Source organism: Ruegeria sp. SAZD013 (assembly GCF_059612525.1).
Genome location: NZ_JBXWQT010000039.1, coordinates 1 through 20,182 on the forward strand (window position 1 = coordinate 1; position 20,182 = coordinate 20,182).

The window sequence follows — 20,182 nt, forward strand, 5'->3', positions numbered from 1 at the left end:
AGATATCGACCATCTCTCGGTCACCGCCCTCTTTGCGCAGCATGTGATCCTGCAGACGGCGGAAGGCTTCGGGCATCGCCTTCCATATGACCGGAGCCAAGGCCCCGGTGGGCGTGCTGACTGCAAATGCGTCAGCCTTGACGCCAAAGCATTTCGAAGGCGTCGGAGCCGCCGGTATACCCGTCGCGGTGCAAGGATTGGAGGACACCAGCGAATTCGCTGAGGTGATCTTGCGGAATACACGGACCCGCATGGACACCGATGTGATCGAGGCCGAAGTCCTTGAAGCAGCACGGCGACTAAAACACCAAACACCGGAAATCAGGTCGCTGGTACTGGAGTGCACCGATTTGCCGCCATATGCCGCGCGTCTTCAGGAAGAGCTGCAGCTTCCCGTTTTTGACCTTACGACATTAGCACAAATGGCGCATTCTGTAGCGGTCCGGGTACCTTACTCTGGAATGATGCCATGGCACCGCTGACTGCGTCGTGCTTTTAGTGGCGAGAAATGAATTGGATCACCGTTTCGTCAAAAGACGAATGCGCCCGATTCTGGGCTCCGGTTCTGAAGGTGTAGACGCCCGCGCTGGCCTCGGTGTGCCATTTTAGGTTTGCAAACAACCTGAATGGAGGCGTTTATGGAAGATATTAGTATGATTGGCCTGGATTTGGCGAAGAACGTTTTCCAGGTGCACGGAGCGGATGGATCAGGTCATCCTGTTTTTCGGAAGAAATTGCGCAGGGGTCAGGTCCTTGAGTTCTTCGCAAAGCTGCCGCGTTGCGTGGTTGTAATGGAGGCCTGTGCCAGTGCGCATTATTGGCCGCGCAAGATCAGTCGCTTGAGTCACGAAGTCAAGCTGATCCATCCGGCCTACGTGAATCCATTCGTCAAATGTCAAAAGAACGATACGGCCGATGCGGAAGCGATCTGCGAAGCCGCGAGTAGACCAACTATGCGCTTTGTTGCCGTGAAAAGTGAAGAGATCCAGGCGTCCGCAATGGTTCTGCGGGCCCGGGAGTTGCTGGTTCGGCAGCGGACGTTCGCTGAAATCTGCTGAACGGCAGAGTTGCGGACCCAAGCCGCCCTCTGATGGTATCGCTTGAATGTCTGCGTTACATTGGAGCGGTCGTCGCCTAGAACAGCTTGCAATTCTATTGCGACAGAAACCCGAATAGTGGATGTCCATGTCCGACACAATCCTTGCTGCTGAACCAACTATCCGCCTTATTGCCTTCTTATCCGTCCTGGCGGCGATGGCACTTTGGGAAGTGGCCGCACCCCGGCGAAGACGGGATATTCCGCGCGTTATCCGATGGACAAACAACCTTGCGCTCGTGGTGCTCGACACCGCCATCCTGCGGCTGACCTTTCCAATCCTCGCAGTTGGTCTCGCAGCTATGTCCGAGGATCGCGGATGGGGGCTCTTCAACAACATCGAGGCGCCGGTTTGGGTTGCCATCGTGGCCTCCATGCTGCTTCTCGATCTCGCAATCTACCTTCAGCATGTGATGTTCCACGCCGTACCGGGGCTTTGGCGTCTGCACCGGATGCATCACGCCGACCTCGATTTTGACGCGACCACTGGCTTGCGTTTCCATCCGGTAGAAATTCTCATCTCGATGGGGATCAAGCTGGCGGTTGTAGCAACCTTGGGGCCGCCCGCTGTCGCCGTGCTCCTGTTCGAGGTGATCGTGAACGCTACTGCGCTCTTCAATCACGCAAACATTGACTTGCCGCGTCCGGTGGATCGAATACTTAGATGGATCGTCGTCACTCCAGACATGCACCGAGTCCACCATTCCGTTGATCCAAGCGAGACCAACTCGAACTTTGGGTTTAATCTACCGTGGTGGGACCGACTTCTAGGCACTTATGTTGCGCAACCCGAGATGGGGCATAAGGGCATGGAAATCGGCATCGAGCAGTTTCGCACACGCCGAGACCTCTGGCTCGACCGAATGCTGATTCAGCCGCTGCGCGGCCCGGCGAGCGGAGGTGCCCTCGACACCCCGAGCCAACGGAAGCGATCTTCATCTGTCTCGTCCGGGCAAACCAAGCTTGGCACTGACCAAATAGACCAATAGCGTTGAGACTGTAGCGCGTGGCGTCTGTCCCGCTGATCCCCAGGGCGTCGCGGGCTGGTTTCGCAACCGCGAACTTACGCCCCGACGGATCGTGCATGAAAGCGGAATGTTGTCGATCTTGTTGCAGCGCGGCCTCGCCGGTCTCGGTCTGCCTGCGACCTGCATTGTTGCCCTCAAGGCGCACAAGAGCTTGTCGGCACGGCTCAACAAGTCTGACGCCACCTATGCCGAAGGATTGGCGCAGCTCGCCCGAACCGGCTGGTTCACTGCGGTGCATATCCGCAGCGAAGAGGTCGACCGGCTGCGATGCCTTGTCGGTGCCCTTGAAAGGCTGATCCGGCAGCGCAAGGACCTCGAAGGTCACATCCGTGGCGTCCTCAAAACCTTCGGCATCCGTATGATCGGTATTGGCCATTCTCCATCGAATTTGGGTCGATGGCACCGTATTCCGGCTCGACGCTGCACTGAACATGGACTGATCGTCTGTTAATCCACCTGTTGCCTGCCTGATAGCAGGCCTTCGAGGTCTCGCAGGGACGTGGTTCCGATGATGTCGTGGTCTGGACCGTCGCTGAATCTAGTCATGCACGCCTATGAGATGGGCACATCGGAAATACATCGAACCAGCATCATGTTGGCAGCCGTCGCGCTGACCACGACCCGAAGCATGTACCCCAAGGATCTCAATCGAAGGCCGTGACAGAAAGCAGAGCGGACACTAACAAGGTAAAGTTACACCGCCATGGCGGATCAATCATGCTACGCAAAACAGCTTGACTGGGACGGCTCCGTTACCGAAGTCCTGACCCTAATGGCTTCGCAGAGGTGAGTGCGAGTTGGCCGCATTACATTTACCCAAATGCTCATTGATCCTTGTCAAGATTTGCGTGGGCAAGAAGTGGTACAGTCACTGGTAATTAAGGGGGTGCTCATGGAAGAGTTGGTTGAATTCGGAAGATCATTCGTCCAGGCCATGCGTAAGCGCAGGGGCCTTGGAAGTGTTGATGAAATGTATGCTGAAAACGCACAGTCGATAGAGGCAGTTGTGCCTCCAGTTCGCCAATTCCGCGTTACAAAGGGTCGAGAAGCCATAAAGGGAAAAAGAGGGGATTGGTTGGCATCGCACGAAATTCAAGAACTAGACGTGGATGGCCCCTACGTCCACCCACCCAACCGCTTTGGAGTGCGCTTCAGGGCTGAAGTGGTTCAGAAGGCTACGGGTGAGCGTATGACCCTGCGCGAGATTGCAATGTATTCGGTGGCAGAAGGCAAGATTGTGCTGGAAGAGTTCTTCATGCTGCCTAAGTAAGAAGAGCGACTAACAACATCGTCTATTTGTTGGTTTAATCAGTGCGCATGGCTCTTGGGCGAATTGAAATTCCGGACGGAGGTCGGGAATGCAACACAGAACAGTGGCATATTATGTAGGAGTTGATGCTGACGACGCGTCGATTTTGGAATGCGCTGAAACTGCCCGTATTCAGAACGGCCACTTGATTTGTGTAATGATCGCGGCTTTACCTAACCTGCCTTACTTAAAGTATGGATCAAACAGGTTCGTTGAGGGGGGTCTTCCCTCAAACTGGTTGGATGTTCTTAACGCGCAAAATGCCGCCTTGATGTCCCGCGCCACTGAAGTTGAAGCGTTTCTGGTCGAGCAGGGCGTACCGGCAAATGTAATCGCCTTTATGGGATCTGGAGCAGAGTTACAGCATCTTGTGGCAGGACAAGCAAATTGCTCTGATATCGCTTTTCTAGACGCTGAGTTGCGAAAAGACCCCGATTTATTTCACAAGATCGCGTGCGGAGTGTTGTTTCATTCGCCGGTCCCCCTGATGATCAATGGAGATCCGTTTGCCCAACGCGACTGCATTTTTTTGGCATGGAATGATAGCCTGCCTTCGTCTAGGGCTGCGCATTTAGCTTTACCCTATTTTCTGGCGGCCAACGAAGTTGTGATTGGGTGTTTTGATTTGCCGTCGCCTGATGACGTAAAAGATCAAGTGCCCGGAACTGACATTGCTGGATGGCTCAGCCATCACGGTTGCAACGCGACCGTGTCGCAGTTCCCATGTGGTGGGGCTTCGATCGAACACTGCATTCAAGAACGCGCAAGAGAATTGGGGGCCGACCTCGTTGCTATGGGCGCTTATGGGCATTCTCATTTGCGTGAGTCAGTTTTTGGGGGAACGACGCAAGCAATGTTAGAGCAGACGAGGTTGCCAGTGCTTTTCGGACACTGATTAAACGAACCGGCGACTGTGATTTGCTGGGAGCCATAGCTAAAAATGTTCACCTGCAGATGCGGGAGCAGCCAGTTGTTATTAGGAAATCGCTTGAGATTGATGCTGGTTTGCCCGACTGTTTCAGCCAAGGAAATCTATTACAATTGACGTCAGTTCGTCCCAGTCAGTAAATTCCCGTGCCCCATCTTGTGGATCGATTTTTCGACCTAGCAAGACAACGTGCTTAAGGACCTCCCTCTCAAAATACCCGTAGTTCTCGGGCCTCACCGCGCCTGCGATCAACGCCGTCGCATTCGGTTCAAAACCTGTTCGCATTAACATTTCGTTGAGATAGTCGCGTGCTTCTTCTCGACCTGACGCGAAAGAAGCTTTTAGACCAACGGAAAGCACGAGAGACTTTCGTTTAGTTAGGGCATCTCTGTTTGAAGTGACAAAAGCCTCGAATGACTCGGGGTGCCTACGTTCGTGGACAGGGGCCAGAAGAACAACCTTGACCACACCGTCAAGCGATACGTGGCCAGAGAAATCATCGGTATTGATCAGGTTTGTTTTGAAACCGGCATTCTTCGCGACATTACAGATGAAACGCGCAATCTTTGCTGTGTGGCCTTCGACGGTAGCGAAGGCGATGAGTACGGTCATTCCGATCCTCCCAAAATCGGCCTGAATAGATTTTTTATTATGAGTAAGTGGCGAGCGTTGCCCTTGATCTCCATCAAAGGCGTTTCTTGGGAGCATATCGGGATAGTTGTGGTACGTAATTGCTGTCCAAGCGGAGAATGATTTTGAGGAAGTTCGCGACGACAGCTATTTCCAAGAGAACTTGCTTGTTTCGGCTGACAATTTTGAAACTAGCAAGGCCAAATGGTCCGTTTTGCTATCTTAAGGAAAAGGTCAAGGCAGCGGTGAAAATTGTAAAACTGATACACCACACCGAGAACTTCACCTGTTGGCGCGCGGGCAGGTTTCTGAGCAATCTAATCATAGTCAAACCTTTCAGACAAAATCCGGTAGGACGCGGTGCCCCGTGCGATTAGATGATCTTCGACGACGTCCATCATGGCAGGGGGGCCGCAGAGAACATAAAGCCAGCTTTCAAATTGCTTAGAAGATAAATTGCGGTCCAATAGGGGACCGTCGACCAAACCTGTTTCTCCGCGCCAATCCTTTGGCGGTTCGGATAGAACAAATACTGTATCTTCCTTGGATAACTCCTGGCGATAAGCAATCTGTTCCACGACCCGGTTGCCATAGATAAGCTTGATATCCTGCCGTGTCCCACTCGCCCTTGTCTGACGCAAAATGCTCAGCATCGGCGCGATCCCGACGCCACCTGCGATCAGTACAATGCCTTTCTCAGGACGGTGGTCGATCGACAGATTTCCGTATGGGGCGTCCAGATAGACCGGGGTTTGCGGAGCGATCTTTCCGAGGCCGCATGTGAAATCCCCAAGCTCCTTGATCATGAATGAAACTTCGGGTCCTTCGGCCGGTGCAGAACTAATCGAGAATGGGTTCTCGTGTAGCGAGAAGGCACTGTGGCCGACATTTAGCCAAGCAAACTGCCCTGCTTTGAAGGTCAGTCCGTTGTGACCATCGGGCTTGACGCGCAACTCCCATTGCCTCGGTGTTAGTCGACACACAGAAGTGACGTGCCACGGCCTTTTCCTCTGACACAAAGGACGAACGAGATAGACATACAGTGAAGCTCCAACTGCAATACTGGTCAGGGCAAGCCAGAGATACGTCAATAGCGGATGCCCACCGTAGCGCCCAGCATATACCGTGTGGTGCAATAGCAGGCAGGCAATCACCAAGGCTCCCAGCCCGTGTAAGAGGCGCCATGTCTCGTATTTGTAATCAAGGGATTTACGGGCAATTGCCGGGGCGACCAGAATGAACAGTAAAAAATAAGCGCCGATGCCAGATACCAGCGCAGAAAAGTCGGTCGTAATCGTAAGTTGGTGTGTTTCATCCCACGGGCGGCGTCCGCCAGAAGGCGTTCCCTGATACAGCAGCGGGTGTATAAGCGCAAAGCCGAGTGCGGTACGCGCCATCAACTGATGCACCCGCATGGTCACATCCATACCCAAACTACAAGAGATGAACCGGAACCGCCCAGACAGGACGAACTCCACCAGGATTATTGAAAATGCAAGCATTCCAAGCCCGGACCCGAGATCTTGATGAAATGGTCGCGGTGGCCATCCCAAGGACCAAGAAAAACCCAAGGGAGCCAAGATCAGCAAAACGTAAATCAGCGCCAGATACGGCCATTTCATACGGCTTTGTTCCACTGTGCTAAAGGTAGGCAACTCGGGCTCATTCAGGATAAACGCTAAGCTGACCTGGGACTCCGATCAAGCCTACTGAGATTGGTCTTAATTTCAGCACGACATGGCAAGTTTGTTGGCTGACGGTTCTTGTTTCTGTTGGCTCAGCCGGTTCGTGCGATTTGGCAAAAGCTGAAGCTGCATGCTTGCGCAAGATCAAGGTTCTTAACCGCGTTTTCTGTCATAATGTTACGCGCGCGAAATCCGACCAAAGGAGGAGGTTCAAAAAATGTTAGAAGACAAAAAGTCCCCGCAACTTTTCACTGGAACGCATCCGCTCTCAGACAATTTTCGACGTGAAATGGAAACCCTGATGTCGCGTTTTTTTGGAGCAAGATCACCTTTCCTACCAATGGAAACGGCTGCGCAACGCACGGGTTTTCCGTCTCTTGATATGACGGGTGCAATTTCACCGGCGATTGATATCCAAGAAACGGATTCTGCGATTGTTCTTACGGCTGAATTGCCGGGGCTCGAAGAGGATGACGTCGAAATTGAAGTCAAGGACCGCAGGCTAATCCTGCGCGGTCAGAAGAAGATTGCGCATGATGAAACGGGCGATCTGCGTGTCAGCGAAAGAAGCTATGGCAGCTTTTCTAGAGCCATGACGCTGCCAGACACCGTGGAAATCGACAAGGTTTCAGCAACATTCGACAAAGGCGTTTTGCATATCGAAATGCCGAAGACTAAGCCTCGGGATCCAAGTCGTAAGATAAAGGTATCGTCGAAATAGACGGCCTGCTGGTTCGCAGCTGTCCTTAAACATGACAGCACTGAGGGCCGATCATCGGTCGGCCTTTTCGAGTTGCGGACCTATAAGTGTTATTGGTTGAATCCGGGCAGACATCGTAAGTGTTTGCAATTATGCTGTTTCTGAGCACTCGTACGTGGCCATACGTTCGGTGTTGCAGCGTGGTAGAATGTCTTCACGCGATTGGATAGGCGTAGTGCTGATCCTGCTGTTCGCTAAACCGTCCGCCAGACTTGTCGAGGCGCTGTTACCCGACAGAGGTGCAGAGTTAACTAGATCTCTAGATCCTCTCATTCCTGGGATCCTAGAAATAGCTGTGGAAACAACAAAAGCTAAAGTCGAACAAATTGTAAGGGCCGAAGTGGCACACCTTCGGTCATGTATGGGGACATCTCAGCCAAACGGAATCGACTTTGTGGGGGGACAACGTTGAGACTGCTGTGTCCGAAGCGCGCTCGTACATAGACAAGATGAAACTGTTCAGCAGGTCCGATTTAGAGATATCCAGTATCAAGGGTATGTACCATATCCTCGGTCATCTTGATTGGCTGCTCTACCGGTGTAGCCAAGATTATCGGATAATCGAGTTGCCGAAGGACCGGCGTTTGAAACGGCTTGCTTCGATGATAGTTCCAGAAACTGACAGTTACTTGGAAACCGACTATCCAGAGAAACGTGAAAACACGCTGAACCGTGTTCGCCGTTTTCTACGACGGAAAAGGAAGCTTCGCAGAGACTTGCTCATTTCCGACGTTGCGACTGACAGCCTGCCAGACGGAGTGGTATCGGCTCGGTTGCGTGCTCTCAGATGGTTGCATTGAGTGTCTTATCACCTTTGGCAGAATTCTCAGGCATATGAACGTATCGGAAGGAGCATCATCTGTGGACGCAGGTGGTGAGGTCAATGTCGAGATGGCGCAATTGGATGTTCGCCTGGATTAGATTTGGCGCGTGCTCAAACTCTATTCCAATGAAACGCCAATGTTCTTACTGGAGTGAATAACATGAGCAAGGTCAAAGAAGTTTCCTTGGGATACTGTTTAATTGAATCTTCATCAGAGGTAGGGAATTGGAGGAGCATATGCAGTTTTTTCTAGGAATTTTATTGGCTTTGTTCACCACGGCACCTGCACTGGCGCAGGACGTCAATGTCAGTGCCGGAAGTGATTTGTACCGGAAGTATTGCTGGCAATGCCATGGTTTCGAAGCAACTGGGGATGGGCCGATGGCCGAAATGCTTGCTATTCGAACACCCGACCTCACCAAGCTGGCGAGTGAAAACGATGGAGTGTTTCCTATAGGCCGAATAGCTGAACAGATTGATGGTCGTTCACAATTGCTCGCCCATGGGGGCGAAATGCCAATCTTTGGTGCGGTGTTTGAGACAGACCAACAAATCGCGTTAGCTTTGCCTAATGGGCAACCAATGATGGTAGGCCTGCCGTTGGCGAATTTGCTCGCCTTTCTTGAATCGATCCAGGCTGAATAGTCACTGACTAATCTGCTAATCTGTATCAGCCGTGTGTTTGATAGACATGAGAGTCAATGGCGGCCCTACCACTTCGAAGGCCACAGTACTGGCTAAGGTAAAGGCCAAGATGGACGCGGCCCAATTCGGAAATTGCTCTCCGGCTACAAGGGCCATTCCAACCGCGACACCGGCCTGCGGCAGCAACGCGGGACCATACCAGGGGGCCTGACGGCGAGGCAGGCCCCCAATTCTTGCCCCGCAATAGCCCCCAACTAGGCGGGACACTATGCGCAGGATCAGGAAAAGTGCACCGACCCAGCCCATCAAGCCAAAGGCTTCAATATTCAACGTTGCGCCAGCCAGCAGGAAGAAAAGGATCATAAATGGCCACTGAATGTGCTCGATTTCATGAAAAGCACGGTCATGATGGCGGGCCAGATTCCCGATAACTGCGCCCACAACCATGCCTGTTAAAAGGAACGAAACTTCCAGCCATAATGAAAGACCTGCTGTAAGAAAGACGATTCCCACCGCTTCGGCTTGCATTGGCTCCCCCGGGTTTAAGCGACCAGTTAGGTAAGCGGACGGTACGCCTAGTGCTGCACCCAATAAAATGGCGCCCCCAAAATCCCACATCGCCGTGATCGTGACCGTGGCCAAACCGTCATAATGACCGGCCAGAACCAAGGCGATGCTGAAAACGATCAGACCCCAAGCGTCATCAATTGCGACAACGCCCTTTAAGGTCTCGGTGAAGCTGTTGGACACTCCAGATTGTTTGATTACGTCAGTCATGGCGGCCGGAGCCGTAGCTGTGGCAATTGCCGCCAGCACCAACGCTAACCCGAAGGGTACGCCAACTGCAGTTAGTCCAGCCGACACGATAAGAAAGGTCGCAATTACAATCGATATCGAAATCGTCAGAATGGCACGGCCATGCCGAACCAGGTTCTCTCGGGTTAAAGATCCTCCAAGAAGAAACGCGACCATCGTCAAGGCCACAATGGATACCTCGTCGAACCAAATGGCAACGTCGAGTGGGATCAACCCCATCCCGGCGTTCCCTGCGATCAGACCGAGGAAAAGTAAGGTTGTAACACGAGGAAGATGCGTGGCCCTGCCAAGCTGGTCGGCCGCCAATCCGGCAAGGAAGAGGACACCAAGGGTAATCAGAAAGCCGGCAACGTGCATAGAAAACCAAGCGTTAAGTTCATGTCTAGACTACTCTAACTCCAACTCCGCCTACTAGGGTCAGGATGCATTGATTTCCCGAGCGCTGCGTGATTCACGGCGCCGAAAACAGAGCGGTGACATGAGCAGTCTTTTCTGGCTGACCGACGCACAGATGGCGCGTCTGAAACCCTACTTTCCAAAGTCGCACGGTAAGCCAAGGGTCGACGACCGGCGGATTCTGAGCGGGATAATTTTCATCAACCGCAATGGGTTAAGGTGGCGCGACGCTCCTGAAGCCTATGGTCCACACAAGACGCTTTATAGCCGTTGGAAGCGCTGGAGCGAAAAGGGCATATTCGCGCGGATGTCCCAAGGTCTTCCTCTCGGCCATCGCGCTCGCAGCCGTCGTCATCTACTGGTTATGAATCCTGACCCTAGGAACCGATGTCGGAGAGATTGCGAGTGTCCCGTCGCAGCTTTAGCCGAAGGTCCTAAAAATAAGGGATATTGATCTGTATTAAGGCGAAAGCGCGCCGCAGGTGGCAAAATAGCTCATTCAGAAAATGCGGAGGAATTTTTGATGTCGACAAAGAAATCCAACACAAATAACCCGACCTCACTTTTGGATGTTTTCAAGCAAATGCAGCCGCCCATTTCTGGCAATCCGGCCTTCGGTGCCCAGATCGAACAATTTTGGGACGCGCAAGAGAAATTGCTCGAAGAAACAGAGGCCTTTGCGCAGCATTGGTTCGAACGGCGTCATGAGGCGGTCCGGACGGCTCTAAAAGCTGCACGCAATGTGTCTTCCGCGAACCCGTCCGATCCTTCTAAAGCCTTTCAGAGCATGGCGGAGTGGCAGCGCCATTCGGCGGAGCGGTTGGTTGCTGACGCTCAGGAATGGTTCGAAACCGTGTCCCGTTGTGCATCTTATGTCGCTGAAACCGAAGCTGAAGCTGTTGAGAAAACAGTTGATGATGTTGTAGCCGCTACAAAGGGCGCGGGGAAATCTTCAAAGTCTGAGCCTGTGTAGGTTTCCTGCTGCCGAGGAACCAAACTGGATTCATCGAAGCAGTAGATAGGAGGTCAAATGTACAAGAATATCCTGATCCCGGTTGCTCTGGACCAAGAATACGACACACAAGCGTCGTTTGAAGCCGCGCGCCAATTGGCTGATGCGGACGCTGTATTCACTGTGATACACGTCCAAGAGCCAATTCCGGCGTATGTAGGGTCTCAGATTCCCAGCGAAGTACTTGCCAATACGCGGCATGAAATCCTGGAAAACCTGCATCAAACTGCTTCTGAAATTCCAGGCGCGAAGGCTCGGCTCATCTCTGGGCACGCGGGTAGGGCTATTGTCGACTTCGCAAATGAGAGCGACGCGGATTGCATCGTCTTGGCCTCGCACAAGCCTGGTTTTGAGGACATATTCTTAGGTTCCACTGCGAACAGAGTCGTGCATCACGCAAGGTGTTCGGTTCACGTAATTCGTTGATCCAAGGTTAGCGACACAACCATATAACTGTATTCTACCGTAGGCTACATCCTATCATCCCGAACCAAACGCCATCTCCATTTTTGTATCGATAACCAAAAATGGAGTTGGGAAATGTCACAGTTTCGGAAACTGATTTCTCTTAGAGGAACGTATCCCTCCACTACAGCATCTACTCAAGATCTCTTTTTGCGTGCAGCTGACTTCGCAAGACGCAAAGACCACCCACTGTGGATCGATGTGAATGGCGTTTCGAATGCATACGTTGCATTTGAGCAGGCTCTTGAAGTTGCATTGATAAATGCAGCCTGCGAGACAAATGAAACTAGCCCAGAGAGATTACGCAAATTCTTCGGCGATTTCGTTTCGAAATTTGCCTTGGCTTGCCCTCGCGGGGAAGAGTTTTTGCCCGACATCGCTCGCGTCCTTTTTAAAGATAGCGAACTTAAAAATTCATTGGCTGCAACAGCTATATTGAAAGTTCGCGGCCGCGATTGCCAATTTCAGGAAGACTTTCATAGCGCCGGGCGCCAAGTCTATGGGGGCTATGATCCGCAGTTCGGACAGTGACGCAAGCGATGCAGTCTCTGGAACTACCTGCAAGTTACGTCGATTTATGGGTCACAATTTTATTGAAGCCGTTACTAGTGCGTTTCCAGACGGTTCAAAAGGGCTGAACCGCCTCGGTTTTCCCGGAGACCGATTACTCTGTTTCAGGCGACTTTATCGGACTCATTGCACTGTTCATAGAATGTCTCCTCGGCTTCTACTGGCGAGATGTTTCCGATGGGTTGCAGCAGGCGGCGGTTGTTGAACCAGTCGACTCATTTGAGGGTTTCCCATTCGACAGCATCGGCGGTTTTCCACAGCCCTAACCGGTGGATGACCTCGGCTTTGAACAGGCCGATGATCGTCTCCGCCAGAGCATTGTCGTAACTGTCGCCGGCGCTGCCGACCGAGGGCTCTATCCCGGCCTCGGCCAGCCGCTCGGTATAGCGGATCGACACATATTGGCTGCCCCGGTCGCTGTGATGGATGAGATCGTCACTTGGTCGCCGTTCATAGAGCGCCTGTTCGAGGGCATCCAACACGAACTGGGTCTGCGGGGAACGTGACGCTCGCCAGCCAACGATCCGGTTGGCGAAGGTGTCGATTACGATGGCCACACAGACAAATCCCTGCCAGGTCGAGACATAGGTGAAGTCACTGACCCGGAGCGTGTTTGGGGCCGGTGCCCGGAATTGCCGGTTCACCTTGTCGCGCGGGCATGGCAGTGCCTTGTCCGGCCGCGTTTTTTTCTGGGCCTTGCCGCGAACAACGCCCTGTATGCCCAACTGTCGCATCAGCCGTTCCACCGTGCAGCGTTCCACATCGAAGCTTTCGCGGCGCATCTGATGCCAGACCTTGCGCACCCCGTAGACCTTGAAGTTCTGATCCCACACCCTGTGCACTTCGCGCCGCAGGACGGCATCCCGTTTGGCGCGATCAGATGCACGATCCGGATCACGGACAACGGCCAGATGGTCGTAGAAGGTCGAAGGGGCGATCGGCAAAACCCGGCAGATCGGCTCGACCCAATACTCGGCCCGGTGATCGCCCCCTCTCGGGACATTGCGTCCCGCAATGCCTAGCCGGGCAGTGGATTAACCCGATCATCGTTTCAGTGGGCGGTCGAGCTCAGCCTGAGCAAGATACGCGCTGGCCTTTTTTAGGATCTCATTGGCCTGACGCAGCTCCCGCACTTCGCGTTCCAGTTTCATGATCCTGGTCCGCTCTTCCGACGTCACACCATCCCGGTGGCCAAGGTCAGTTTCCTCCTGCTGAACCCAACGCCGCAATGTGTCCCGGCCACAGCCGATCTTCGGCGCAATCGCCTTGATCGCTGCCGCCTGACTCTCATAGCTGCCTTGATTGTTAAGCACCATCCGCACGGCCCTTGCGCGCGTCTCAGGTGAATAGCGGTTCGCTCTGTTGTCTCTTTCCATGGCTCCAATCCTTCCTCGATTTGGAGCCTCCGGAAAACCCGGAGCAGTTCAACGGTCGGCTAGTCGAATTGTAGAACGGAGCAAGGTGCCGACGGATATCAGACAGTTCGACGAACCGGTCTATACCTCGAAGAATATGGTCTTGCGGAACATGATCCTCAATCGAGAATTCGTAGAACAGTGACCCTTGTGTTTGCTGCCTTGGCCCCTTCATCGCTCATTCCCCCGTTCAGTACGGAAATTGAATCAGCGATTTGTGCGTCAATCAACGAATAGTTTTTCGCCAGAATAAGCCCAAAACCTACACTTTAGGTTCAGTGATTAAGAGTTCGTTGCGATGTTCCCTTCCATCCTTAATTACAAAACGGATGACCGACGGGACAAAACTAGATTCAGTTAGGTTTTACACAATCCAGAATTTTCTGAGCAGCTAACTGAACCGACTTTCTCAACCGCATGAACTCTGAGTTCGCAGCCAGCCGGGCCTTTAGCTCCGCGTCCCCAAGTAGTCGGTTAATCGCATTCTCCAACTGCTCCGGCGTCCAATCCCACCGATTTAACCTGAGTCCGACACTGGTTTCAACTGCTCGCTGGGCGTTATCGTGCCCGTCCCAGCAATAGGGGAGGATCAGCGACGGGGCCCCGAAATACAGCGCTTCGCAAAAGCTGTTGTTACCGCCGTGGTGAATAAACAGATCGCATTGTTCAACCACGGAAGGCTGCGGGAACCATTCCTGCAGATGAACATTGTCTGGTACTCTGGAATAGGCATCGATCTGGGCCCCGACATTGACCAGAAACCTCATGTCCATTGTCTTGAATACGTCGAACAGGCTTTCAAAGAATGTGACATCCATAGCACCCAGGCTACCAAAACTCACATACACCAGAGGCCCGTCGTTACGGGGCATCTGAGGTACACGGTAGGGACCTTCTTGGCGTACGCAGCCTTCGAGGAAGGTGAATTGTCCAGGACTCAGCGCCTGATCACGATCGTGGCGAATTATCGATGGCGCCAAAAGAAGGTTTTGATGCGGTGATGTTTCTAGGAACTCACCATTAGGCAATAGCTCAAGTCCCCGATCCTGGCGAAATTTGTTGTAGCGAGCATGAATTGGGCCAAGGGTCTCCAGGTACTGGTCCCGGAATGCCGCGCACCCGGCCACGTCAGATGCCGGCAGGCCGGACAGGTACGGCGGTAGGCAGTTGTCTGGCAGCTCGGTTTCCGCGCAAGAAATGACCCTGACCCATGGGCGCTCGGATCGTACGATGGCTGGGAACATGATGACGTTGTCGAGAACAACGACATCCGGGTTGATCCGCTCTAGCGCCGTTTCCAACCCCTGCTCAACCGATTCCGCAGTCTCGACGATTGCGCTCCAAACGGGCTCTACATAGGTGGCCAGTTGGTCAGTTGGGAGCATGCTAAAATGCGGTAGGTGATGACTCAGGAATTCCTGCCAATAGGTCTGGGTTTCCTCTTCTGTCAACTTTGATTGAACTGGGACGGCGAACTCGTCAAAACCGTAATCTGCGAATACGCCACCAAAGCCACCGTGGGTCAGGAAAACGGGGAGTGCGCCCATTGCGCGAAGCTCCTGAGCGATCCCCACACAATTCAGTGCAGCCCCAAAACTAGCTTCAGGGAAAAAAGCGATTAAAGGTGCTTCCTCGCGGTTCATCATTCACTCATCGGATTGACCCGCGGGTCGCTTGGACAAGCGCCGGCGCGCCACGATTGGCGACGCTGGGTCTTTGGTTCATTGAAAGCCGCAAATGAACCCTCATCTGATCCGCCGCAAGATCGAAATGACCCTGCTCGATGAAATCAAGTATGCGCAGATGTTCATCAAGCGCCTGCCTCATCCGAAAGTCGATCATACCGAATGATCCGCCTGGCAGGTGGCGCAACCCATGATGGGCAATGAGAGCAGAAGCTAGATACTGGTTGCCGGACGAACGAGCGATAAGCTTGTGAAAGGCAAGATCCGCGTCTTGGAATTCCTGGCTGTTGAAGGAGTTTTCCGACTGCGCCAGAAGCGCTTCGGTTTGGGTGCGGACCAGATCGGCGCGCTTGGTGTCCAACTTGAAACCGTCGGACAGAATGGCCTGCGGTTCCAGTATTAGACGAAATTCGTAGCTCTCAATCCGTCCTGAACGGTCTCCTGGCATGCGAGTGAACACCCAGGATTGGCCTTCGGCTTTCTGAATCACGCCTTGGGCTAGGAGAGCTTCGAGCGCACGCTGTGCAGCGCTGCGTGAAACTGAATATCGCCGGATCAGGTCTGTGACATTGATGGCGCCGTCCAGGCGTCGGGCTCCGCGATCTCGTAGGATGTCACCAGCGAGATCGGCACCTGCTCCAACCGAATGCTGGTTTAGTATCGAATGCCCCTTTTCGGGTTCGCATTCTAGGACAAACCCACCTTCTGCCGCTTTGCGTGCCATCCCCTCTTTTTCCAGTAGCCTCAATGCGGATCTAACTGGAGTGCGAGAGACGCTGCACGAATCAGCAAGGGTTTTTTCCACCAGCCTGTCGCCCTGATGCAAGTCGAGATCCATCGCAACGTCCAGTATTTTTTGAGCAAGTTTCAAGTGTTTGCTTGGCGACATAACAAGGCGGCTTTCGTCATTCTTAATTAATATACAATAAAAACGGTACTTTAAATGTCTTCATCGGGCCACACAAAAATGATTCAAAAAATTGTTGAGTTTTATTTAATCAAAAAATACCGTGATTGCATCACATATCTCGCCCCAGAAGCGAGCGCGGATGTCAAGGGAGGAAGACATGACCAACAAGTTCACCAATTCGTTCCGTTTGCCATTTGCTTGGCTCACAGCCGGGGCGGTCTGCGCTCTCAGCGTATTCGCCGGAGCGGCCCAAGCAGAAAAAATCGTGATCTCGAACTGGGACGGTTACATGCCGCCGGACCTGCTGGAGAATTTCACCAAGGAAACCGGTATCGAGGCCGAGCTTTCGGTGCATGGCACCAACGAAGAAATCATGGGCAAAGTCGTAGCCGGTGGGGGCAAGGGCTATGACGTTCTTTTCGTCTCGTCGCCATTTGCCGAAGCATTAAACAACTTGGGGCTGGTGGCTGCTATCGACCACGATAAGGTTCCGAATGCGTCCAACTTGTATGACGAAGCTAAAGAACTGGCTCATGATCCGGGCAACAACTATTCAATGCCATACGCTTGGGGCACGACGGGCTTATGCTACCGGTCAGACCTGATGGCAGAGCCGACTTCGTGGAATGATCTGCTCAAACCCTCTGACGACCTGAAAGGCAAAGTGACAATGCTCTCGACGGATCGTTGGCTGATGGGAGCTGCCGCGCTAGCCCTCGGAAAGTCGCTGAACGATACGTCGGATGAGACGTTGGCGGCTGCAAAGGACCTGCTGGTTGCGGCGAAGCAGGATCTGCTGGCCTACGACGATGCAACTTTTTATCTGAAGTTGGTATCGGGCGAGGCAACGATGGTTCACGCCTGGGATGGCTGGTGTAACTACGGCATCGGTGAGAACGCAGACATCAAGTATACGATCCCATCAGAAGGATCGGATCTGTGGGTAGATGCGCTAGTCATCACGGATGCATCTGAAAACAAAGACGCGGCGCATGCCTTTGTGAACTATGTCTTGGGCGCGGATGTCGGTGTCTGGGTTGCCAGTAATATCCTTTACAAAACGCCGAACAAGGCTGCGATGGCGGCGCTGGACCCGTCCTTGATCGAAACCTTCCCGAACATGGGAATGTCGCCTGCAGACCTTACCAAGTACGAGCAGTTGCGCGATCTCGGCAATGGCCAGAAACCCTTTGCACGTACCGTGACCGAAATTATGGCCGCACAATAAGTGATCAAACCCTGAGCAAAACCCGACCCGAACAAAGGGTCGGGCCGATACGATATCACTCCACAGATTGCCAAGTATATGACCAATCGACTGAAATCGGTGATCTTGCTGGGGCCGGGCCTGGGTTGGCTTGCGCTTCTTATGGTGGTGCCGTGTGGTCTTATTTTTACCTATGCGTTCTTTGAACGCGGTATCTATGGCGGCATCGACTACGTCTTTACGTTTGAAAATTTTGTGCGGGCCGCCGACCCACTATACCTCGGAATCTTCCTGCGCTCGGCCAAGATTGCATTTCTGGCCACCATAATCGCGATCCTCATCGCCTATCCGGCGGCCTATGCCATCACGCTGGCGCCGCGGCGTTGGCAGACCGGTTTGCTGATCTTGGTGATCCTGCCGTTCTGGTCCAACTACCTAATCCGCACTTACGCCTGGATCGTGATGCTGAACCGCGAGGGCTTGATCAATAATACTCTCCAGGGGGCAGGCTTGATCGATGAGCCGCTGTCTCTGCTATATAACAATTTCGCGGTGATCGTTGGACTTGTCTACAACTACACACCCTTTGTGGTTCTGGCGATCTATTCATCGCTGAGCCGCATAAATGTCGAAACCATAGAAGCCTCGGAAGATCTTGGAGCGCCCGCTTGGATCACTTTCTACCGGGTGATACTGCCACAGACCGTTCCCGGCATCGCGGCAGGTGGTGTTTTTGTTTTTGTGCTGTCGATCGGCAATTTCATAACGCCCGATTTGCTTGGTGGCGGGCGACTTCAGATGGTTGGAAACCTGATCTATGACCAGTTCCTGAGCGCCCGCGACTGGCCATTCGGAGCAACGCTGTCGATGTTCCTGATTGCGATTATGATGGGGCTTTTGTTCGCACAGGCGGTATTGGCCAATCGTGCAGCGGGACAGAGAGGGCAGGACTGATGCGGGGCCGATCCAACATGGGCCTGAAGCTGCACCTGGTATTGTTTTATACCTTTCTCTATGTGCCGATCCTTGTGCTCATGGCGCTAAGCTTTAACCGGGCCGGACTTCCAACTGTATGGACCGGGTTTTCGTTGGAATGGTACGGCAAGTTGTTTGCCGCGGATCCAATACTATCGGCGGCGCGCAACACGCTAATCGTGGCCTTAATCTCGACCGTTCTGGCGACAACAATCGGCACGCTTTTGGCGGTCGGTGTCGAGACACGGCGTAATTCTTCGGTTCTAGACGCGGTTCTGTTCGCGCCGATGATCATCCCGGACATAGTTTTGGCCATCGCGCTGTTGTCCTTTTTCACTCTGCTCAACATGACGCTCGGGCTTCATTCGATCATTCTGAGCCATGTCGTGTTCAACATTGCGTTCGTTGTCGCCGTGGTGCGAACGCGGATGCGCAATTTCGACCATTCGATACTTGAGGCCAGTGCCGACCTTGGGGCCAGCGAATTCACCACCTTTCGTCGCATTCTGCTGCCCGCCATCGCGCCGGGGGTTATCGCCGGGGCGCTGTTGTCTTTCACCCTGTCTGTGGACGAATTCATTATTGCCTTTTTCACCGCCGGTGCCGGGCAATCCTCGACCACATTGCCGATGCAGATTTACGCAATGATCCGCTTTGGCGTAACGCCGGAAATCAATGCGATGGCTACCATCGTCATGTTTGTATCGTTCACGCTGGTCTTCTTCGCGCAGCGTGCCGACAAAGAGGTTTTCAGCCGATGAGCCAAGCGATTCAACTCAGGAATATAACCAAGAGATACGGTTTGGTGACTGCGATTGACAACGTTTCGCTGGATATTCGCGACAACGAATTTTTTGCACTTCTGGGCCCATCGGGTTGCGGCAAGACCACACTGCTGCGGACGCTGGCCGGGTTCGAAACACCACAGGAAGGACAGGTAATCGTTGCCGGGCAGGACGTGACAAATATACGCCCCAGCAGGCGGCCCCTGAACCTGATGTTCCAGTCCTATGCCTTGTTTCCGCACATGAGCGTCGAAAAAAACATCGCCTATGGGTTAGAAATGGAGAAATTGCCCAAGGACGAAATTGCAACGCGAGTGGCCGAGGTTCTCGAAAGTGCGAAACTTTCGGGCTTCGCCGGGCGCAAGCCGGATCAGCTTTCCGGTGGGCAGCGACAGCGGGTTGCTTTGGCGCGCGCGCTGATCAAAAGGCCAAAGGTCCTGTTGCTGGATGAGCCCCTTTCAGCTCTGGACAAGAAACTGCGAGAAGAGATGCAGCTGGAGCTCAAACGGTTGCAGCACGAGGTAGGGATTACATTTCTGATTGTGACCCATGACCAGGAAGAGGCCCTGGTTATGGCCGACCGGATCGCGGTCTTGCATGACGGTAAGCTGGCGCAGGTCGGTACTCCTCACGAGCTCTACGAACAACCCGGATCGCGCTTTGTTGCAGATTTTATCGGCGTGATGAACTTTCTGGATGGAAACGCCGTCGACGGCGGTGTCGATGTCGACGGGGTGGGAATGCTGAGGGGTGTTTCCGAGCTGCGCGGTGCTGCCACAATTGCTGTGCGCCCGGAACGGGTCAACCTGATGCAGACCGCCCCTCAAGATGAACGCAACTGCCTTCCCGGCATTGTCGAAGAAGTCGCCTATCACGGGTCAGACCTGGGTGTGCATGTACGCGTTCGCGGCGGGAGGAGCATCCTTTCCGCCCGCGTGCCCGCCAGCCAAGCCGACCGTGAAAGTATCCAGCCGGGTCAGGATGTCCACTGCGTATGGGACGCCAAACATTCCCGCATCCTGCCCAACTGCTAAGCCAAATC

The 20,182-nt window shown here is 53.4% G+C and carries 20 protein-coding genes and 4 pseudogenes; 16 read left to right on the forward strand and 8 right to left on the reverse strand.

The window, feature by feature from the left end:
• Positions 1 to 208, reverse strand: a 208-nt coding sequence (locus AC2FLU_RS19840) for a hypothetical protein (protein ID WP_496812096.1), incomplete at its 3' end; no start/stop codon positions are given.
• Here AC2FLU_RS19840 and AC2FLU_RS19845 point away from each other — a divergent pair.
• From AC2FLU_RS19845 to AC2FLU_RS19870, 6 genes and pseudogenes are all read left to right on the forward strand, one after another.
• Entirely contained in the window at positions 114 to 482 is a 369-nt protein-coding gene (locus tag AC2FLU_RS19845; protein WP_496812095.1) for an aspartate/glutamate racemase family protein, read from the forward strand. The two genes, AC2FLU_RS19840 and AC2FLU_RS19845, sit on opposite strands and share 95 nt — an antisense overlap.
• A gap of 156 nt (positions 483 to 638) precedes the next feature.
• Positions 639 to 1,040 (forward strand): annotated as a pseudogene (locus AC2FLU_RS19850) (IS110 family RNA-guided transposase); the annotation flags it as partial.
• A gap of 145 nt (positions 1,041 to 1,185) precedes the next feature.
• Positions 1,186 to 2,085, forward strand: coding sequence for a sterol desaturase family protein (locus tag AC2FLU_RS19855; RefSeq protein WP_480521439.1), 900 nt, complete (start codon positions 1,186 to 1,188; stop codon positions 2,083 to 2,085).
• A gap of 91 nt (positions 2,086 to 2,176) precedes the next feature.
• Positions 2,177 to 2,575: an IS110 family transposase gene (locus tag AC2FLU_RS19860; protein WP_480521441.1), complete on the forward strand. Its 399-nt coding sequence runs from the start codon at positions 2,177 to 2,179 to the stop codon at positions 2,573 to 2,575.
• A gap of 441 nt (positions 2,576 to 3,016) precedes the next feature.
• Complete coding sequence (locus AC2FLU_RS19865; protein WP_480607824.1) at positions 3,017 to 3,394, forward strand: SnoaL-like domain-containing protein; 378 nt, start codon at positions 3,017 to 3,019, stop codon at positions 3,392 to 3,394.
• Between the two features lie 88 nt (positions 3,395 to 3,482).
• Complete coding sequence (locus AC2FLU_RS19870; protein ID WP_480555836.1) at positions 3,483 to 4,328, forward strand: universal stress protein; 846 nt, start codon at positions 3,483 to 3,485, stop codon at positions 4,326 to 4,328.
• A 123-nt stretch (positions 4,329 to 4,451) separates the two neighbouring features.
• Here the strand turns inward: AC2FLU_RS19870 and AC2FLU_RS19875 are convergent, their stop codons facing one another.
• Together AC2FLU_RS19875 and AC2FLU_RS19880 are read right to left on the reverse strand one after the other, a co-directional pair.
• Positions 4,452 to 4,973 carry a flavodoxin domain-containing protein gene (locus AC2FLU_RS19875; RefSeq protein WP_496808254.1) on the reverse strand — a complete coding sequence of 174 codons (522 nt, stop codon included), beginning with the start codon at positions 4,971 to 4,973 and terminating at the stop codon, positions 4,452 to 4,454.
• A 335-nt stretch (positions 4,974 to 5,308) separates the two neighbouring features.
• Positions 5,309 to 6,613 (reverse strand): ferredoxin reductase family protein, encoded by a 1,305-nt coding sequence (locus AC2FLU_RS19880; protein WP_496808255.1) that lies wholly within the window; start codon positions 6,611 to 6,613, stop codon positions 5,309 to 5,311.
• Positions 6,614 to 6,893: 280 nt separating this feature from the next.
• On the opposite strand from AC2FLU_RS19880, the gene AC2FLU_RS19885 reads away from it, so the two are divergent.
• Both AC2FLU_RS19885 and AC2FLU_RS19890 read left to right on the forward strand, forming a co-directional pair.
• Positions 6,894 to 7,397: an Hsp20/alpha crystallin family protein gene (locus tag AC2FLU_RS19885; protein WP_480555835.1), complete on the forward strand. Its 504-nt coding sequence runs from the start codon at positions 6,894 to 6,896 to the stop codon at positions 7,395 to 7,397.
• A gap of 1,099 nt (positions 7,398 to 8,496) precedes the next feature.
• Positions 8,497 to 8,904, forward strand: a complete 408-nt coding sequence (locus tag AC2FLU_RS19890) for a c-type cytochrome (RefSeq protein ID WP_480521453.1) — start codon at positions 8,497 to 8,499, stop codon at positions 8,902 to 8,904.
• A 15-nt stretch (positions 8,905 to 8,919) separates the two neighbouring features.
• Here the strand turns inward: AC2FLU_RS19890 and AC2FLU_RS19895 are convergent, their stop codons facing one another.
• Positions 8,920 to 10,077 (reverse strand): cation:proton antiporter, encoded by a 1,158-nt coding sequence (locus AC2FLU_RS19895; protein ID WP_480555834.1) that lies wholly within the window; start codon positions 10,075 to 10,077, stop codon positions 8,920 to 8,922.
• 121 nt (positions 10,078 to 10,198) lie between these two features.
• Here AC2FLU_RS19895 and AC2FLU_RS19900 point away from each other — a divergent pair.
• The 4 genes and pseudogenes from AC2FLU_RS19900 to AC2FLU_RS19915 all read left to right on the forward strand — a co-directional run.
• Positions 10,199 to 10,447, forward strand: a pseudogene (locus AC2FLU_RS19900) (transposase); the annotation flags it as partial.
• 192 nt (positions 10,448 to 10,639) lie between these two features.
• Positions 10,640 to 11,089, forward strand: coding sequence for a phasin family protein (locus AC2FLU_RS19905; RefSeq protein WP_480586351.1), 450 nt, complete (start codon positions 10,640 to 10,642; stop codon positions 11,087 to 11,089).
• 57 nt (positions 11,090 to 11,146) lie between these two features.
• Positions 11,147 to 11,554 carry a universal stress protein gene (locus AC2FLU_RS19910; protein ID WP_171724810.1) on the forward strand — a complete coding sequence of 136 codons (408 nt, stop codon included), beginning with the start codon at positions 11,147 to 11,149 and terminating at the stop codon, positions 11,552 to 11,554.
• 114 nt (positions 11,555 to 11,668) lie between these two features.
• Entirely contained in the window at positions 11,669 to 12,124 is a 456-nt protein-coding gene (locus tag AC2FLU_RS19915) for a hypothetical protein (protein WP_496715648.1), read from the forward strand.
• Between the two features lie 143 nt (positions 12,125 to 12,267).
• Here the strand turns inward: AC2FLU_RS19915 and AC2FLU_RS19920 are convergent.
• The 4 genes and pseudogenes from AC2FLU_RS19920 to AC2FLU_RS19935 all read right to left on the reverse strand — a co-directional run bounded on the left by AC2FLU_RS19920 (position 12,268) and on the right by AC2FLU_RS19935 (position 16,152).
• Positions 12,268 to 13,539, reverse strand: a pseudogene (locus tag AC2FLU_RS19920) (IS3 family transposase).
• 52 nt (positions 13,540 to 13,591) lie between these two features.
• Positions 13,592 to 13,753, reverse strand: a pseudogene (locus AC2FLU_RS19925) (transposase); the annotation flags it as partial.
• Positions 13,754 to 13,931: 178 nt separating this feature from the next.
• Complete coding sequence (locus tag AC2FLU_RS19930; protein WP_480474648.1) at positions 13,932 to 15,221, reverse strand: nucleotide disphospho-sugar-binding domain-containing protein; 1,290 nt, start codon at positions 15,219 to 15,221, stop codon at positions 13,932 to 13,934.
• A gap of 7 nt (positions 15,222 to 15,228) precedes the next feature.
• On the reverse strand, positions 15,229 to 16,152 hold the full coding sequence (locus tag AC2FLU_RS19935) for a GntR family transcriptional regulator (RefSeq protein WP_480623284.1): 924 nt from the start codon (positions 16,150 to 16,152) through the stop codon (positions 15,229 to 15,231).
• Positions 16,153 to 16,330: 178 nt separating this feature from the next.
• Here AC2FLU_RS19935 and AC2FLU_RS19940 point away from each other — a divergent pair, with 178 nt between their 5' ends.
• From AC2FLU_RS19940 to AC2FLU_RS19955, 4 genes are all read left to right on the forward strand, one after another.
• Entirely contained in the window at positions 16,331 to 17,401 is a 1,071-nt protein-coding gene (locus AC2FLU_RS19940) for a polyamine ABC transporter substrate-binding protein (RefSeq protein ID WP_480474652.1), read from the forward strand.
• Positions 17,402 to 17,479: 78 nt separating this feature from the next.
• Positions 17,480 to 18,334, forward strand: coding sequence for an ABC transporter permease (locus AC2FLU_RS19945; RefSeq protein ID WP_480556018.1), 855 nt, complete (start codon positions 17,480 to 17,482; stop codon positions 18,332 to 18,334).
• Positions 18,334 to 19,116: an ABC transporter permease gene (locus AC2FLU_RS19950; protein ID WP_480474656.1), complete on the forward strand. Its 783-nt coding sequence runs from the start codon at positions 18,334 to 18,336 to the stop codon at positions 19,114 to 19,116. Before AC2FLU_RS19945 ends, AC2FLU_RS19950 begins: the two co-directional genes overlap by 1 nt.
• A 44-nt stretch (positions 19,117 to 19,160) precedes the next feature.
• The gene (locus AC2FLU_RS19955) at positions 19,161 to 20,174 is read left to right on the forward strand and encodes an ABC transporter ATP-binding protein (protein ID WP_496808258.1); all 1,014 of its coding nucleotides are present in this window, start codon (positions 19,161 to 19,163) and stop codon (positions 20,172 to 20,174) included.
• Positions 20,175 to 20,182 lie beyond the last annotated feature (8 nt).

Coding starts and splice junctions, on each gene's coding strand:
- AC2FLU_RS19855 (WP_480521439.1), top strand. CDS start 1,186: ATGTCCGACACAATCCTTGCTGCTGAACCAACTATCCGCCTTATTGCC.
- AC2FLU_RS19865 (WP_480607824.1), top strand. CDS start 3,017: ATGGAAGAGTTGGTTGAATTCGGAAGATCATTCGTCCAGGCCATGCGT.
- AC2FLU_RS19870 (WP_480555836.1), top strand. CDS start 3,483: ATGCAACACAGAACAGTGGCATATTATGTAGGAGTTGATGCTGACGAC.
- AC2FLU_RS19875 (WP_496808254.1), bottom strand. CDS start 4,973: ATGACCGTACTCATCGCCTTCGCTACCGTCGAAGGCCACACAGCAAAG.
- AC2FLU_RS19880 (WP_496808255.1), bottom strand. CDS start 6,613: ATGAAATGGCCGTATCTGGCGCTGATTTACGTTTTGCTGATCTTGGCT.
- AC2FLU_RS19885 (WP_480555835.1), top strand. CDS start 6,894: ATGTTAGAAGACAAAAAGTCCCCGCAACTTTTCACTGGAACGCATCCG.
- AC2FLU_RS19890 (WP_480521453.1), top strand. CDS start 8,497: ATGCAGTTTTTTCTAGGAATTTTATTGGCTTTGTTCACCACGGCACCT.
- AC2FLU_RS19895 (WP_480555834.1), bottom strand. CDS start 10,077: ATGCACGTTGCCGGCTTTCTGATTACCCTTGGTGTCCTCTTCCTTGCC.
- AC2FLU_RS19905 (WP_480586351.1), top strand. CDS start 10,640: ATGTCGACAAAGAAATCCAACACAAATAACCCGACCTCACTTTTGGAT.
- AC2FLU_RS19910 (WP_171724810.1), top strand. CDS start 11,147: ATGTACAAGAATATCCTGATCCCGGTTGCTCTGGACCAAGAATACGAC.
- AC2FLU_RS19915 (WP_496715648.1), top strand. CDS start 11,669: ATGTCACAGTTTCGGAAACTGATTTCTCTTAGAGGAACGTATCCCTCC.
- AC2FLU_RS19930 (WP_480474648.1), bottom strand. CDS start 15,221: ATGAACCGCGAGGAAGCACCTTTAATCGCTTTTTTCCCTGAAGCTAGT.
- AC2FLU_RS19935 (WP_480623284.1), bottom strand. CDS start 16,152: ATGTCGCCAAGCAAACACTTGAAACTTGCTCAAAAAATACTGGACGTT.
- AC2FLU_RS19940 (WP_480474652.1), top strand. CDS start 16,331: ATGACCAACAAGTTCACCAATTCGTTCCGTTTGCCATTTGCTTGGCTC.
- AC2FLU_RS19945 (WP_480556018.1), top strand. CDS start 17,480: ATGACCAATCGACTGAAATCGGTGATCTTGCTGGGGCCGGGCCTGGGT.
- AC2FLU_RS19950 (WP_480474656.1), top strand. CDS start 18,334: ATGCGGGGCCGATCCAACATGGGCCTGAAGCTGCACCTGGTATTGTTT.